Origin of the sequence: Prevotella sp. AGR2160, from assembly GCF_000424185.1 — a bacterium.
GTDB lineage: Bacteria > Bacteroidota > Bacteroidia > Bacteroidales > Bacteroidaceae > Prevotella.
This window is the reverse complement of sequence record NZ_AUJK01000005.1, coordinates 146,061-160,754: the sequence shown is the minus strand read 5'-3', so window position 1 is coordinate 160,754 and position 14,694 is coordinate 146,061. Positions and strand designations below refer to the sequence as shown.

The 14,694-nt window shown below is 48.2% G+C and carries 14 protein-coding genes and 2 rRNA genes; 13 read left to right on the top strand and 3 right to left on the bottom strand.

Annotated elements, in window-relative coordinates; genetic code table 11:
• The 8 genes from G604_RS0105460 to der all read left to right on the top strand — a co-directional run.
• Positions 1-125: ribosomal RNA gene (locus tag G604_RS0105460) — 23S ribosomal RNA — on the top strand; the annotation flags it as partial.
• Between the two features lie 54 nt (positions 126-179).
• A 5S ribosomal RNA gene (gene rrf, locus G604_RS0105455) occupies positions 180-292 on the top strand.
• Between the two features lie 67 nt (positions 293-359).
• The gene (locus tag G604_RS0105450) at positions 360-1,526 is read left to right on the top strand and encodes a sensor histidine kinase (RefSeq protein ID WP_028909679.1); all 1,167 of its coding nucleotides are present in this window, start codon (positions 360-362) and stop codon (positions 1,524-1,526) included.
• 77 nt (positions 1,527-1,603) lie between these two features.
• Positions 1,604-2,125: a YceD family protein gene (locus tag G604_RS0105445; protein WP_028909678.1), complete on the top strand. Its 522-nt coding sequence runs from the start codon at positions 1,604-1,606 to the stop codon at positions 2,123-2,125.
• Between the two features lie 29 nt (positions 2,126-2,154).
• The gene (rpmF, locus tag G604_RS15000; protein ID WP_006848356.1) at positions 2,155-2,340 is read left to right on the top strand and encodes a 50S ribosomal protein L32; all 186 of its coding nucleotides are present in this window, start codon (positions 2,155-2,157) and stop codon (positions 2,338-2,340) included.
• A gap of 3 nt (positions 2,341-2,343) precedes the next feature.
• Entirely contained in the window at positions 2,344-3,363 is a 1,020-nt protein-coding gene (locus G604_RS0105440; protein WP_028909677.1) for a beta-ketoacyl-ACP synthase III, read from the top strand.
• Between the two features lie 103 nt (positions 3,364-3,466).
• Entirely contained in the window at positions 3,467-4,348 is an 882-nt protein-coding gene (gene era, locus G604_RS0105435; RefSeq protein WP_028909676.1) for a GTPase Era, read from the top strand.
• A gap of 146 nt (positions 4,349-4,494) precedes the next feature.
• A complete protein-coding gene (gene der / locus G604_RS0105430; RefSeq protein ID WP_028909675.1) occupies positions 4,495-5,808 on the top strand; it encodes a ribosome biogenesis GTPase Der in 1,314 nt (437 codons plus the stop codon).
• 40 nt (positions 5,809-5,848) lie between these two features.
• On the opposite strand, the gene G604_RS0105425 is transcribed toward der, so the two are convergent.
• The 3 genes from G604_RS0105425 to G604_RS0105415 are packed head-to-tail and all read right to left on the bottom strand — an operon-like array spanning position 5,849 to position 7,801.
• Positions 5,849-6,271, bottom strand: a complete 423-nt coding sequence (locus G604_RS0105425; RefSeq protein ID WP_316928666.1) for a hypothetical protein — start codon at positions 6,269-6,271, stop codon at positions 5,849-5,851.
• Positions 6,268-7,044: an ABC transporter ATP-binding protein gene (locus G604_RS0105420; RefSeq protein WP_028909673.1), complete on the bottom strand. Its 777-nt coding sequence runs from the start codon at positions 7,042-7,044 to the stop codon at positions 6,268-6,270. The genes G604_RS0105425 and G604_RS0105420 overlap by 4 nt, the downstream gene beginning before the upstream one ends.
• 10 nt (positions 7,045-7,054) lie before the next feature.
• On the bottom strand, positions 7,055-7,801 hold the full coding sequence (locus tag G604_RS0105415; protein ID WP_028909672.1) for an MlaE family ABC transporter permease: 747 nt from the start codon (positions 7,799-7,801) through the stop codon (positions 7,055-7,057).
• 139 nt (positions 7,802-7,940) lie between these two features.
• Between G604_RS0105415 and lptB the strand changes: the two genes are divergently transcribed.
• The 5 genes from lptB to recQ all read left to right on the top strand — a co-directional run bounded on the left by lptB (position 7,941) and on the right by recQ (position 14,643).
• Positions 7,941-8,735, top strand: a complete 795-nt coding sequence (gene lptB / locus G604_RS0105410) for an LPS export ABC transporter ATP-binding protein (RefSeq protein ID WP_028909671.1) — start codon at positions 7,941-7,943, stop codon at positions 8,733-8,735.
• 166 nt (positions 8,736-8,901) lie between these two features.
• Positions 8,902-10,257, top strand: a complete 1,356-nt coding sequence (gene tig, locus G604_RS0105405) for a trigger factor (protein WP_028909670.1) — start codon at positions 8,902-8,904, stop codon at positions 10,255-10,257.
• A 156-nt stretch (positions 10,258-10,413) separates the two neighbouring features.
• Entirely contained in the window at positions 10,414-11,082 is a 669-nt protein-coding gene (gene clpP / locus G604_RS0105400) for an ATP-dependent Clp endopeptidase proteolytic subunit ClpP (protein ID WP_028909669.1), read from the top strand.
• A gap of 14 nt (positions 11,083-11,096) precedes the next feature.
• The gene (gene clpX, locus G604_RS0105395) at positions 11,097-12,344 is read left to right on the top strand and encodes an ATP-dependent Clp protease ATP-binding subunit ClpX (protein ID WP_028909668.1); all 1,248 of its coding nucleotides are present in this window, start codon (positions 11,097-11,099) and stop codon (positions 12,342-12,344) included.
• A 73-nt stretch (positions 12,345-12,417) separates the two neighbouring features.
• Positions 12,418-14,643 carry a DNA helicase RecQ gene (gene recQ, locus G604_RS0105390; protein ID WP_028909667.1) on the top strand — a complete coding sequence of 742 codons (2,226 nt, stop codon included), beginning with the start codon at positions 12,418-12,420 and terminating at the stop codon, positions 14,641-14,643.
• The last annotated feature ends 51 nt before the right edge of the window (positions 14,644-14,694 follow it).

Here is a 14,694-nt window from a genome sequence, read left to right as displayed (position 1 = left end):
GAAGCCTTCCGCGAGATGAGAACTCCTCATAAGGGTCGTCAAAGACGATGACGTAGATAGGATGCAGGTGTAAAGGCAGCGATGCCAAAGCCGAGCATTACTAATTGCCCGAACACTTTCCGCTGAAGGGTTATACTTTCAACTGTTGAGTTTTGCTTGTCAAGATACGTCAACCCCCTTTGGGTGGTTATTGCGGCGGTGTCCCACCTCTTCCCATTCCGAACAGAGAAGTTAAGCCCGCTTGCGCCGATGGTACTGCAATGCAATGCGGGAGAGTAGGTAGCTGCCCTCTTTTCTTTAAACTCAAGAAAAGCCTCGAAGATAGCAATATCTCCGAGGCTTTTTCGTTATTCCCTTAGATGAATTTTTTCCATACGATTGAACATATTAAGGTCTCTCTTGTTGTGGCGGCAATCCTCATTGCAGTCACCTCGCTCTTTGTGTCTCATCTTCTTACACGAGATCTGCAATCAGAGGAACGGAATAAGATGGAGGTATGGGCAGAAGCTATGCGGTCGTTGAATACGGCTGATGAGACGACCGATCTCTCTCTCGTCCTCCGTGTTCTTAACGGCAACCACACGATTCCTGTCATTGTCCTTGATCGTCAGGGCCATTATTCTACTTCTCGAAACCTTTCCGTTCCTGCTTCGGATCGTCAGGACAGTATCTCCTGGCTTGTAGCCAAGGGAAAACAGATGGAACAGGAAGGTCGCTCTATTCGTATTTATCTCAATGATGCTGATCAAAAGGATTATATCGATGTCTGTTATGATGAGTCAAGCCTTTTGAAACGCCTTGCCTGGTATCCCTACGTTCAACTGGGCGTTGTTCTCCTTTTCGTTGTTGTAGCTATTTTCGCTTTGTTGACTTCCAAAAAGGCAGAACAGAATAAGGTATGGGTAGGACTCAGTAAGGAGACGGCTCATCAGTTAGGAACACCAATATCTTCTCTTATGGCATGGACGGAGATGTTAAAAGAGACATATCCCCAGGATGATCTTATTCCGGAGATGGATAAGGACGTGAAACGTTTGCAACTTATAGCAGAACGTTTTTCTAAAATCGGTTCCCTTCCGGAACCCGTTCCTACGAGCTTGACAACAGTTATTCAGCATGTAACGGAGTATATGGATCGACGTACATCTAAAAAGATACAGATCCGTTGTGTCTTTCCAGATCATGACATTACCGTTCGTTTGTGCGGCTCCCTCTTTGAGTGGGTAATAGAAAATCTTTGTAAGAATGCCGTCGACGCTATGGGAACGGCTCCCGGTCAGATCACGATTACAGTAGGTGAACTGCCGAGGAAAGTGTATATTGAAGTAGCTGATACGGGAAAAGGAATGCGTAAACAAGATATGCGTCGCGTGTTTCGCCCGGGTTTTACCACCAAGAAGCGAGGTTGGGGGCTCGGCCTGAGTCTTGCCAAGCGTATCGTGGAAGAGTATCATCATGGGCACATCTGGGTCAAGCGAAGTGAGATCGGCAAGGGAACTACCTTCCGAATAGAGATTCCACGTTAATTTTTTAGTGGAAAAATTACGTTATCTCAAAATTTATTCGTAACTTTGCACCCTAGTTTATAAACAAGGTATTGGAAATGTGCAGTTTAGAGTCTTTGAAGATTGATTTGAAGGGTCTGAAACAGGGTGTGAATACGCTCTGTTACAGTCTGGATGATGCATTCTTTGAAGCGTTGGCATCTGCGGAGATTACTCATGGTGAGGTAGCGGTAACGCTGACGATCAACCGTATTGAGGATATCTTCGAGGTGCATTGTCATGCAGAAGGAGCGGTCATTGTGCCGTGTGACCTGTGTCTTGACGATATGCAACAGCCGATTACCGTCGATGATGAATTTGTCGTGAAATTTGGAGAGGAGACCTCAGAAGAGGATGACCTGGTGGTTGTGGCCGAGGACGAAGGAATACTCGATATCGCCTGGCATCTTTATGAGTCTATAGCTTTGGCAGTACCTATCCGGCACGTGCACGAACCTGGAAAGTGCAATCCTGCCATGATCGAGAAGCTCCGTGAGCACTCCGCCGCCCGAAGCGACGAGGAAACGCCAGAAGAGATAGATCCGCGCTGGGCGGCCCTCAAAAAACTCAAGATAGAATAAAAATTAAAAATAAAAACATTTAAGCAATTATGGCACATCCTAAAAGAAGACAGTCAAAGACTCGTACACTCAAGAGAAGAACTCATGACAAGGCAGTAGCTCCCACGCTGGCAGTTTGCCCGAACTGTGGTGCTTACTACGTATACCACACGGTATGTCCTACCTGCGGTTACTACCGCGGCAAGGTTGCTATTGTTAAGGAGGCTGCAGAGTAAGCAATGGGGAAGATTAACGCGATCATCACTGGTGTCGGTGGCTATGTTCCTGACTATGTCCTCAGTAATGAGGAACTGTCACGTATGGTCGACACCACCGATGAATGGATAACCACTCGCGTTGGAATCAAAGAGCGTCGAATTCTTACGGAGGAGGGGCTTGGCACGAGTTATATGGCTCGTAAGGCTGCCAAGCAACTCATCCAAAAGACCGGTGTTGATCCGGATACTATTGACGCCCTCATTGTCACGACAACGACTCCCGACTATAAGTTCCCTTCTACGGCTTCTATCGTTCTCGGTAAACTGGGACTGAAGAATGCTTTTGCATTTGATTTCTCTGCTGCCTGCTGTGGTTTCCTCTATACGCTGGATGTAGCAGCGAGCATGATCCAGAGCGGCCGTTATAAGAAGATTATCGTCATCGGTGCCGATAAGATGTCGTCAATGGTCGACTATACCGACCGTTCTACGTGCGTCCTCTTCGGTGACGGTGCCGGTGCTGTCCTCCTCGAGGCTACGGAAGAAGAGAATGTCGGTGTTGTCAATTCTTTCCTTCGCACGGATGGCAAGGGCCTTCCTTACCTTCACATGAAGGCTGGTGGCTCTGTCTGTCCGCCGTCCCGCTTCACGGTAGATCATAAGCTCCATTACCTCTATCAGGAGGGCCGTACGGTGTTCCGTTATGCAGTGACCGATATGGGCGATGATGTCCAGAAGATCATGGAGATGAATAACCTCACGGCAGATGATGTCAAATGGGTCGTTCCTCACGAGGCTAATCTCCGAATCATCGAGGCCGTCACGAAACGTGCCGGTATACCGATGGATAAGGTCGTCGTCAATATCGAGCATTATGGTAATACCAGTTCCGCTACCATTCCTCTTGCCCTTTGGGACAATGAGACGAACATGCGGAAGGGTGATAATGTTATCTTCACCGCTTTCGGCGCTGGTTTTGTTCATGGAGCCTCTTTCTATAAGTGGGCTTACGACGGTTCTAAGTTTGCAACCGCAAAATAAAGATATCTCATCATCAGGACAACGCATCTTTTCTCACTATTCAGGAAGGATGCGTTTCTTGTCTCTCCACCCCTGAAGAATCAACCCCTAAAAAATATACGTCATGTTCAAAGCAGGATTTGTAAATATTGTTGGCAACCCTAATGTGGGAAAGAGCACACTGATGAATCAACTTGTCGGTGAGCGGATTTCTATTGCCACTTTCAAGGCACAGACGACCCGTCACCGGATCATGGGTATCGTGAATACGGACAATTGTCAGATTGTCTTCTCGGATACGCCCGGTGTGTTGAAGCCGAACTATAAGATGCAGGAATATATGCTTCAATTCTCGGAGTCGGCATTGGCGGATGCGGATATCCTGCTTTATGTCACTGATGTCGTGGAAGATCCGGAGAAGAACAGAGACTTCCTTACGGAGGTGAGCAAACTGACCATCCCTGTCCTCTTGTTGATTAACAAGATTGACGAGACGGACCAGAAGACGCTCGGTGACCTTGTGGAGCGCTGGCACCATCTGTTGCCGAATGCAGAGATTCTTCCGATTTCCGCCCAGAATAAGTTTGGTACTGATCTGCTCATGAAGCGCATCAAGGAGCTTCTCCCTGAGTCACCGGCCTATTTCGACCAGGATCAGTTGACGGACAAGCCTGCTAAGTTCTTTGTCAGTGAGATTATCCGTGAGAAGATTCTCCGCTATTATTCCAAGGAAATCCCTTACAGTGTGGAGGTCGTCGTGGAACGTTTCAAAGAGGACGATCAGCTCATCCGTATCAATGCCGTCATCTATGTTGAGCGGGACTCCCAGAAAGGAATTATCATCGGTCACCAAGGAAGGGCGTTGAAGAAGGTGTCTACCGAGGCCCGTAAATCGCTGGAGACGTTTTTCGGTAAGAAGATATTCCTGGAACTCTTCGTGAAAGTCGATAAGGACTGGCGTAACAACGACCGCGAGCTGACACATTTCGGTTATAATCCCGAATGATGGCGTAGTTTCTTCCCAACGTATGAAGATCCGGACATAAATATTTTCTTTCAGGCCCTGACTGTATGTAGGGTTTACTCTCCACCGTACCGGAGCGGATGACATGGAGGGCCGAAGCATGTATCACTTCAGTAAAACAAAACGAAATGGCAAGTTTAGTAGCTATTGTAGGCCGGCCGAATGTCGGCAAGTCAACATTGTTTAACCGATTGACACAGTCCCGTCGGGCTATCGTATCTGATACCGCCGGAACGACCCGTGACCGTCAGTATGGCAAATGTACTTGGAATGGTCATGAGTTTTCCGTTGTAGATACCGGTGGATGGGTCGTCAAGTCGGATGATATCTTTGAGGATGCTATCCGTCGTCAGGTTCTCGTAGCCACAGAGGAGGCCGATCTGATTCTTTTTCTTGTAGATAACGAGACGGGTCTGACAGACTGGGACATGGATGTGGCACAGATTCTCCGCCGCGCCCATCTTCCTGTGATCCTCGTGGCAAATAAGGTTGACAACTCCTCTTTATATTATACCTCTTCAGAATTCTATAAGCTCGGACTTGGCGAGCCACAGTGTATCTCTGCGGCTACAGGTGGAGGAACGGGTGATCTTCTCGATCTCATCCTGGAGAAGCTCCCTGACCATCCCGAAGAGGCGTTGGAGGATGACATTCCGCGTTTTGCCGTTGTCGGTCGTCCGAATGCCGGCAAGAGTAGTATCATCAATGCCTTTATCGGTGAGGACCGGAATATCGTCACGGAGATTGCCGGAACGACGCGTGACAGTATCTATACCCGTTATGATAAGTTCGGTTTTGACTTTTATCTCGTCGATACGGCAGGTATCCGCCGGAAGAATAAGGTCACGGAGGATCTGGAGTTCTATTCTGTCATGCGTTCTATCCGTGCCATAGAGAACAGTGATGTTTGTATCCTCATGCTTGATGCCACTCGTGGCGTGGAGTCACAGGATATGAATATCTTCCAACTCATTCAGAAGAACAATAAGAGTCTGGTTGTCGTGGTCAACAAATGGGACCTCGTGCCCGACAAGAGTCAGAAGGTTATCGATACCTTCAAGAATGCTATCCAGCGGCGTATGGCTCCTTTCGTGGACTTCCCGATCATCTTTGCCTCCGCACTGACGAAGCAGCGTATCTTCAAAGTCCTCGAGAGTGCCAAGCAGGTTTACCTGAACCGGAAGATCCGTATTGGCACGAGTAAGCTCAATGAGGTGATGCTGCCGATTATTGAGGCCAATCCGCCACAGAGCATCAAGGGTAAATATATCAAGATTAAATACTGTACGCAGTTGCCGAACACGCAGATCCCTTCCTTCGTCTTCTATGCCAATCTGCCGCAGTATGTCAAAGAGAACTATCGTCGCTTCCTGGAGAACAAGATCCGTGAGAACTGGTCCCTCCATGGTTGTCCGATCAATGTCTTTATTCGACAGAAATAATCGCGAAGGGGACGGTCCGTCAGGATCGTCCCCTTTGTGATTATTTCATCATCCATCGTTTCTTCACGAGCACCATCGGAACGGCAATCTCCTCTTTTGTACCATCACCATAGTGCAGTCGGAGAAAGACATCTGCCGTCTTACGGATGGTATCCGCCTTGGCACTGATAATATCTACTTTCTTGACTCCTTGATGTTCCTCTTTCTGCTGTCCCATGAACATCTTGATGTTTGTCACGAGCTGTGCCCGGTAGCTGTCGGGAATCTGATAAGGGAAATAGGTGTTCTTGATAAATGCGTCGTCATGACCGGCAATCAACTCGTCATAATACGCTTTCGCTGCCTGTGCGGCAAGATCACCGGGAGTCGGCTCCTTATCTTTGTGGCAGGCAGAGAACGACAGGAGGACTGCGGAAACAATACCCGTTGTAAGGATGGAGAAGAACTTCTTACGTATCATCATTGTTCCTTCCTTTCTTCCTTGATTTCCATCTTCTTCACTTTCCTGAAGAGGTCGGAGGCAAACACGAGGTCGTTCAGACGCTCATTCGTACTGTCGATGACCTGATCCTTATTGCCTTGCCATTCCTTATGACCTTTATATATAAAGAGGATATTCTCACCGATGCCCATGACGGAGTTCATGTCGTGGGTGTTGATGATCGTTGTGGTGTTGAATTCTTTCGTGATACCTGAGAGAAGGTCATCGATGACCAGACTTGTCTTGGGATCCAGACCGGAGTTAGGCTCATCGCAGAACAGGTATTTCGGATTGAGAACGATGGCGCGGGCGATAGCCACACGTTTCTGCATACCACCGGATATCTCACTGGGATATTTGTTCTGCGCATCGATGAGATTGACACGGTCAAGGCATTCCTGGGCACGGCGGGTACGCTCACGGAGTGTCATAGCAGAGAACATGTCAAGGGGAAACATGACATTTTCCAATACGGTAAGGGAGTCGAAGAGGGCTGAGCCTTGGAATACCATGCCCATCTCCCGACGGATGAGGGCTTTTCCTCTCTTGTCCATCTCTACGAAGTTGCGGCCATCGTAGAGTACGTCACCGGAGGTAGGTGTGAGGAGACCGACAAGGTTCTTCATCAGAACCGTCTTTCCCGATCCGCTCTGTCCGATGATCAGGTTGGTCTTGCCAGATTCGAAGACCATGTTGATATCGTCGAGTACGGTCTTGTCACCGAAGCGCTTGGTTAAATGTTTGACTTCTATCATGGGTTGAACTTTAGGATAACATCTGGGTGAGGAAAATATCGGAGAAGAGGATGAGGACACTGGAGCAGACGACGGCATCCGTGCTGGCCTTGCCGACTTCGATGCTGCCGCCATCGACGGTGTATCCCATATAAGAGGAGACACTGGCGATGATGAAAGCGAAGAACATGCTCTTGATGATACTCATCCATACGAACCACTCATTGAAGGAGTGCTGCATGCCCAGGGTGAGGTCTTCGGGGGAGATGATATGTCCGAGATAAGCGGTGGAATAAGCTCCTACCATTCCCATTGCCGAGGAGAAGATGACAAGGAAAGGCATGAGGGTCATCAGACCCATGATCTTTGGCAGGATAAGATAGTTGGCGGAGTTGACGCCCATGATATCAAGGGCGTCAATCTGCTGGGTCACCCGCATTGTACCGATTTCGGAAGCGATATTCGATCCTACTTTTCCCGCGAGGATAAGACACATGATGGAAGAGGAAAATTCGAGCAGCATAATCTCTCGTGTCGTGTATCCGGCGACCCAGCGGGGCATCCATGGACTCTGGATGTTCACTTTCATCTGGATACAGATCACGGCACCGATAAAGAAGGAGATGAGCAGGACGATACCGATGGAGTCGACACCGAGTTGTGACATCTCTTTGACATACTGTTTGAGGAACATCCTGAAACGGTCCGGACGGGCGAACGTCCTCGACATGAGAATAAGATATTTCCCGAAAGTGTTAAGCCATTTTATGATCAGCATAGTAAACTTGTTTCGAAAACTGATTTTGATGCAAAAGTAATCATTATTTTCGGAAATGGCGAGGTAGAAATGAAAAAAAACGTTTAATGCTTTGTAATTCCATGCTTTTAGTGTAACTTTGCAGTCAAATGTTTTGAGCATGTCAGAAAACGAAAATCATTCTATCCTCCGTACGGAGGGGTTGGTGAAACGCTATGGTAAGCGTACGGTAGCCAATCATGTCACCATCAATGTCAGGCAGGGAGAGATTGTCGGCCTTCTCGGTCCTAATGGTGCCGGTAAGACCACCTCTTTCTATATGACGACGGGGTTGGTGGTACCCAATGAGGGACATGTTTATATCGATGATAAGGAGATCACGTCCTTTCCGGTGTATAAACGTGCCCGTGCCGGTATCGGTTATCTGCCACAGGAGGCCAGCGTGTTCCGCAAGATGAGTGTGGAAGATAATATCATGGCCGTCCTGGAGATGACGAAGCTCAGTCATCAGCAACAACTCGATAAGCTGGAGAGTCTCATTAAGGAGTTCCGTTTGACGAAAGTTCGGAAGAATAAGGGAGACCAGCTTTCCGGTGGTGAGCGTCGTCGTACCGAGATCGCCCGTTGCCTGGCCATCAACCCGAAGTTTATCATGCTCGATGAACCTTTTGCCGGTGTAGACCCTATTGCCGTGGAGGATATCCAGCATATCGTGTGGCGGCTGAAATATCGGAACATCGGTATTCTTATCACGGATCATAACGTCCAGGAGACTCTTTCTATCACTGACCGTGCCTATCTTCTTTTCGAGGGACGCATCCTTTTCCAGGGCAAGCCGGAGGAGTTAGCGGTTAATCCTGTCGTCCGCAAGAACTATCTCTCTGAGAATTTCGTCTATCGGAAGTTTAAACCGAATGAGGAGGACGAGGAGGTTGAAGCTGAGGAAAGAAAATAAAGGGAAGTGACGGGAAAAAAGTAAAAAAAACGAAAAAACGGACATGCGTATTAGGTATATTCAATAAATATGCTTAACTTTGCAAGTTCAACGGGCGTTATGCCGCGAAAGAAACGAACAGAATCAAGAAGAATAAAAATAAAACATAAAAATTTAGACAATCAAGATGAAAATTTCATTTGAGAATCCCGACAAGATCAATGGTCTGTTGACGATCGAAGTTGAAGAGGCTGATTACAAGCCTGAGGTAGAGAAAACCCTGAAGGACTATCGCAAGCGTGCTAATGTCCCCGGTTTCCGTCCCGGTCAGGCTCCTATGGGTATGATCAAGCGCCAGTTCGGTGGTCAGGTGAAGTATGAGACCATCAACAAGTTCCTGGGCCAGCAAATCTACAAGTATGTCCAGGACAATAAGATTCAGATGCTCGGTGAGCCTTTGGCTTCCGAGAAGCAGGAGCCTGTTGATCTTGAGAAGGAAGCTCCCTATGTATTCAAGTTCGATATCGCTGTAGCTCCGGAGTTCAAGGTATCTCTGACGGGTCGTGATAAAGTGCCTTACTACACGATCAAGGTCGATGATGATCTGGTCAACAAGCAGGTAGATATGTTCGCCAGCCGTATGGGTTCTTACGTGAAGGCTGACAGCTACGAGAAGGGTGATATTCTTAAGGGTGATCTCCGTGAGCTTGATGCTGACGGTAACACGAAAGAAGATGGCATCACGGTAGACACCGTCTCCATCATGCCCGAATATATTAAGGTAGAGGATCAGAAGAAGCTCTTCGAGGGTGCGAAGCCCGGTGATATCATCACGTTCAATCCCAAGAAGGCTTATCCCGATAATGATGCAGAGATCGCCGGTCTGTTGAAGATCGAGAAGGACGCCGTCAAGGATCACGAGGGTGATTTCACCTTCCAGGTTACTGAGGTACAGCGCTTCCAGAAGCATGCCGTTGACCAGGAGCTCTTCGACCAGACCTATGGTAAGGATGAGGTGAAGAACGAGCAGGAGTTCCGCGATAAGATCGCTGCCGGTCTGAAGGAACAGCTTGCTGTCGATTCCGACTACAAGTTCATCCTCGATGTCCGTGCTCATTGTGAGAAGAAGGTCGGTAAACTCGAGTATCCTGATGCGCTGCTGAAGAAGATCATGCTTCAGAACAACAAGGACAAGGGTGAGGGCTTTGTCGATAAGAACTATGACAACTCCATCAAGGAGCTGACATGGCACCTCATCAAGGAGCAGCTTGTAGAGGCTCAGGGTATTAAGGTCGATGACAAAGATGTCAAAGATGCAGCTAAGGAGGCAGCCCGCGCACAGTTCGCTCAGTATGGCATGACCAATATTCCCGAGGAGTATATTGAGAACTATGCCAATGAGATTCTGAAGAAGGGTAATGCTAATGACCAGCTCGTTGATCGCGCTATCGATGTCAAGCTCACCGAAGCACTGAAGAAGGTCGTCAAACTGGATGAGAAAGAGGTCAGTCTTGACGATTTCAACAAGATGATGAGCGAATAAGAAAAAAAATAGCAAAAAAACTTCTTTTTCTGAGAGGTTATCGACTTTTTTTATTATCTTTGTTCCTACGAATGAAGAAGAAGAGGTCGATAACCTCTCTTTTCGTCTTCGAAAGGTATATCAAACATCCCTAAAATAAAAAGAAAAGGAACTTACATGAATAACGATTTTAGAAAATATGCCACCCAGAAACTGGGAATGAATGGCATGGTGCTTGACGATGTCGTCAAGGCACAGCAGCAGTATCTCAACCCGTATATCCTTGAGGAGCGTCAGCTTAATGTGACGCAGATGGATGTTTTCTCCCGTCTGATGATGGACCGCATCATCTTCCTGGGTACGGAGATTGACGACTATACGGCAAATACGCTCCAGGCACAGCTCCTGTATCTGGACTCTACGGACCCCGGTAAGGATGTGTCGATCTATATTAACTCCCCCGGCGGTAGCGTTACGGCCGGCCTCGGTATCTACGATACCATGCAGTTCATCACTTCTGATGTCGCTACGATCTGTACGGGTATGGCCGCTTCCATGGCTGCCGTCCTCCTCGTTGCCGGTCAGGAAGGTAAGCGCTCCGCCCTGCCTCACAGCCGCGTGATGATCCATCAGCCGCTCGGTGGCGTGCAGGGACAGGCTTCCGATATCGAGATAGAGGCCAAGGAGATTCTGAAGTTCAAGAAAGAACTCTACACCATCATCTCCGATCATTCTCATCAGCCTTATGATAAGGTCTATCAGGATAGTGACCGTAACTACTGGATGACTGCCGAGGAGGCCAAGGCTTATGGCATGATTGATCAGGTGCTGACGCGTAAGAAATAAGGAGAATAGATACAATGGCTAAAAAAACATGTAGCTTCTGTGGTCGCGACGAGAGTCAGGTGAAGATCCTGATCTCCGGTCTGAATGGCTTCATCTGTGAGCAGTGCGCTCAGCAGGCTTATCAGATCTGTCAGCAGGCAGGGGTTCTTGATGCTCCTGGTAAGAAGTCGAAGGGAGAAGTAGAAGAGGTGGATCTGAAGAAGGTTCCCAAACCGAAGGAGATCAAGGCTTATCTGGACCAGTATGTTATCGGTCAGGATGATGCCAAGCGTCATCTTTCCGTTGCCGTCTATAATCATTATAAACGTCTCGCTCAGCCGAAGGATGACGACGGTGTGGAGATCGAGAAGAGTAATATCATTATGGTTGGTCAGACGGGAACAGGAAAGACCCTTCTGGCCCGTACCATTGCCAAACTCCTCCATGTTCCCTTCACCATCGTTGATGCCACGGTATTCACGGAGGCCGGTTATGTCGGTGAGGACGTAGAGAGTATCCTCTCCCGTTTGCTTCAGGCTGCTGATTATAATGTGGCGGCAGCCGAGCGGGGTATCGTCTTTGTCGATGAGATCGATAAGATCGCACGAAAAAGTGACAACCCGTCGATCACGCGCGATGTCAGCGGAGAGGGTGTGCAGCAGGCCATGCTGAAACTCCTGGAGGGTACGAAGGTCAATGTTCCTCCAAAGGGAGGTCGCAAACATCCTGATCAGGAATATACCGTTGTCGATACCAAGAATATCCTCTTTATCTGCGGCGGCGCCTTTGATGGAATAGAAAGGAAGATCGCTCAGCGTCTGAACACCCATACCGTTGGTTATCAGAGTGTGCAGAACGTACGGAAGATCGATACCGGTGATCTGATGAAATATATCCTCCCACAGGATCTGAAGTCCTTCGGACTTATCCCCGAGCTGATCGGTCGCCTTCCCGTGCTGACCTATCTGCAGCCTTTGGACCGTACGGCCTTGCGTCGTATCCTCGTGGAACCGAAGAACTCTATTCTCCGTCAGTATGAGAAACTGTTTGCTATGGATGGTATTCAGCTTACTTTTAAGGAGGAGGCTCTTGATTTTATCGTGGATAAAGCTTTGGAGTATAAACTTGGTGCCCGTGGACTCCGTTCCATCGTTGAGGCTATCATGATCGATGCGATGTACGAGAAACCATCTTCCAGGGCAAAGAAATTTGAGGTAACCCTCGACTATGCCAAGCAGCAAGTCGACAAAGCCAACCTGCAGAAACTGCAGCAGTCGGCATAACCTTTTCGGGAAGGTGCCCCCCCCCTCGCGGCACCTTCCTTTGACAACAAACTAAGGAACCAATGTGGCAATTATGGCACAAGATATCAATCTTACACAGCAACTGAAACACTATTTCGGCTTTGACAAGTTTAAAGGTGACCAGGAGACGATTATCAAGAACCTGATGGCTGGTAACGACACGTTCGTACTCATGCCTACCGGAGGAGGAAAGAGTCTCTGTTACCAGTTGCCGTCCCTGATCATGGACGGTATGGCCATCGTCATCTCTCCGTTGATTGCCCTGATGAAGAATCAGGTCGATGTCATCAACGGCATGAGTGAGGTCCCCGGTGTGGCCCATTATCTCAACTCCTCCCTCAACAAGGCAGAGATCGAGCGTGTAAAGGCTGACGTGCTCAGTGGACATACCAAACTGTTGTATGTGGCTCCTGAGTCATTGTTGAAGGAAGAGGAGGAAAAAGATGAGAATGGTAACACGGTGACGGTGAAGCGGGTGAAGTTCTCTTTCCTTCTGGATGTGAAGATCTCCTTTTATGCCGTTGATGAGGCTCATTGTATCTCTGAGTGGGGCCACGATTTCCGTCCTGAATACCGGAATATCCGTAAGGCCGTGGATATCCTCGGCCGTGCGCCGATCATTGCGTTGACGGCAACGGCAACCGACAAGGTGCGTTCGGATATCAAGAAAACGCTTGGTATTCCTGAAGCCAAAGAGTTCAAGAGCTCTTTCAACCGTCCTAATCTCTACTATGAAGTACGCAATAAGACGAAAGATATTGATACGCAGATCGTCAAGTTCATCAAGCAGCATCCAGGAAAGAGTGGCATTATCTACTGTCTGTCACGCAAGAAGGTGGAGGAATTGGCGGAGGTGTTGAAAGTCAATGATATCAAGGCGGCACCATATCATGCCGGTCTTGACTCCGCGACACGTTCACAGACACAGGATGACTTCCTCATGGAGCGTATCGATGTCATCGTGGCAACCATTGCCTTCGGTATGGGTATTGACAAGCCTGACGTGCGTTTTGTCATCCATTATGATATTCCCAAGAGCCTGGAAGGCTATTACCAGGAGACAGGCCGTGCCGGTCGTGATGGCGGTGAAGGAATTTGCATTGCTTTCTACAGTTATAACGATCTGAAAAAGTTGGAGAAGTTCATGGAGGGCAAGCCTGTTGCTGAGCAGGATATTGGTCGTCAACTTCTCGCTGAGACGGCAGCCTATGCGGAGTCGTCAGTATGTCGTAGGAAGATGCTCCTGCATTATTTCGGTGAGGAATATCCGAAAGATAACTGTGGTAATTGTGACAACTGTCTCCATCCGAAGAAGAAGATCGAAGCCGGGAAGTTATTGCTGATCGTGTTGAAGGCTGTCGCTGCCGTGAAGGAGAATTTCCGTCAGGACTATATCATTGATTTTGTGAAAGGACGAGCCACAGACAATATTGTCTCTCACCATCATGATGAGCTGGAGGAGTTCGGTGCGGGAGAAGATGAGAATGACAAACTGTGGAATCCTGTTATCCGACAAGCTCTGATTGCCGGTTATCTGAAGAAAGATGTGGAAAACTACGGTCTGTTGAAACTCACATCCGCCGGTCGTCAGTTTATTAAGAAGCCCACCTCGTTCCAGATTGTGGAGGATCATGAATATAAGGATGATGGGCCTCGGGAAACAACCGGAGATGGTGCTACAGACGCGCTGGACGGCGTTCTCTTTAAGATGTTGAAGGACCTGCGCCGTGATGAGGCCCGCAAAGCGGGTCTTCCTCCGTATGTTATTTTCCAGGATGTGTCTTTGGAGCAGATGGCGACGATGTATCCTGTCAACCTGCAGGAGTTGCAGCAAATCCAGGGCGTGGGTGCCGGAAAGTCCAAACGTTACGGAAAGAAGTTCATCGAACTTATCAAGAAATACTGTCAGGAGAATGACATTGAGCGTCCGGAGGAACTGCGAGTGCGTACAGTTGCCAAGAAGAGTATGCTGAAGGTGCAGATCATCCAGGCTATTGACCGCCAGATTCCTCTCGATGATATTGCAGAGGCCAAAGGGTTGGAGTTTGAAGAGCTCCTCGATGAGATAGAAGCCATTGTATACAGTGGAACGAAAATCAATATCGACTATTTCATTGATGATGTGATGGATGATGATCATGTCGATGATATCTATGATTATTTCATGGAGTCGGAGACCGATGATCTCGATACAGCTGTTGAAGAACTAGGAGGAGACTATACGGAGGATGAGATCCGTCTTGTCCGTATCAAGTTCCTCTCCGAACAGGCTAACTAAGAGACCTGTTTGGCAACGTCCTCTTATACCGTTAAATACATTTAAAGGAGA

Bases quoted from the DNA above. Each gene is read 5' to 3' on its own strand.
- G604_RS0105450 (WP_028909679.1), top strand. From the start codon at position 360: ATGAATTTTTTCCATACGATTGAACATATTAAGGTCTCTCTTGTTGTG.
- G604_RS0105445 (WP_028909678.1), top strand. From the start codon at position 1,604: ATGTGCAGTTTAGAGTCTTTGAAGATTGATTTGAAGGGTCTGAAACAG.
- rpmF (WP_006848356.1), top strand. From the start codon at position 2,155: ATGGCACATCCTAAAAGAAGACAGTCAAAGACTCGTACACTCAAGAGA.
- G604_RS0105440 (WP_028909677.1), top strand. From the start codon at position 2,344: ATGGGGAAGATTAACGCGATCATCACTGGTGTCGGTGGCTATGTTCCT.
- era (WP_028909676.1), top strand. From the start codon at position 3,467: ATGTTCAAAGCAGGATTTGTAAATATTGTTGGCAACCCTAATGTGGGA.
- der (WP_028909675.1), top strand. From the start codon at position 4,495: ATGGCAAGTTTAGTAGCTATTGTAGGCCGGCCGAATGTCGGCAAGTCA.
- G604_RS0105425 (WP_316928666.1), bottom strand. From the start codon at position 6,271: ATGATGATACGTAAGAAGTTCTTCTCCATCCTTACAACGGGTATTGTT.
- G604_RS0105420 (WP_028909673.1), bottom strand. From the start codon at position 7,044: ATGATAGAAGTCAAACATTTAACCAAGCGCTTCGGTGACAAGACCGTA.
- G604_RS0105415 (WP_028909672.1), bottom strand. From the start codon at position 7,801: ATGCTGATCATAAAATGGCTTAACACTTTCGGGAAATATCTTATTCTC.
- lptB (WP_028909671.1), top strand. From the start codon at position 7,941: ATGTCAGAAAACGAAAATCATTCTATCCTCCGTACGGAGGGGTTGGTG.
- tig (WP_028909670.1), top strand. From the start codon at position 8,902: ATGAAAATTTCATTTGAGAATCCCGACAAGATCAATGGTCTGTTGACG.
- clpP (WP_028909669.1), top strand. From the start codon at position 10,414: ATGAATAACGATTTTAGAAAATATGCCACCCAGAAACTGGGAATGAAT.
- clpX (WP_028909668.1), top strand. From the start codon at position 11,097: ATGGCTAAAAAAACATGTAGCTTCTGTGGTCGCGACGAGAGTCAGGTG.
- recQ (WP_028909667.1), top strand. From the start codon at position 12,418: ATGGCACAAGATATCAATCTTACACAGCAACTGAAACACTATTTCGGC.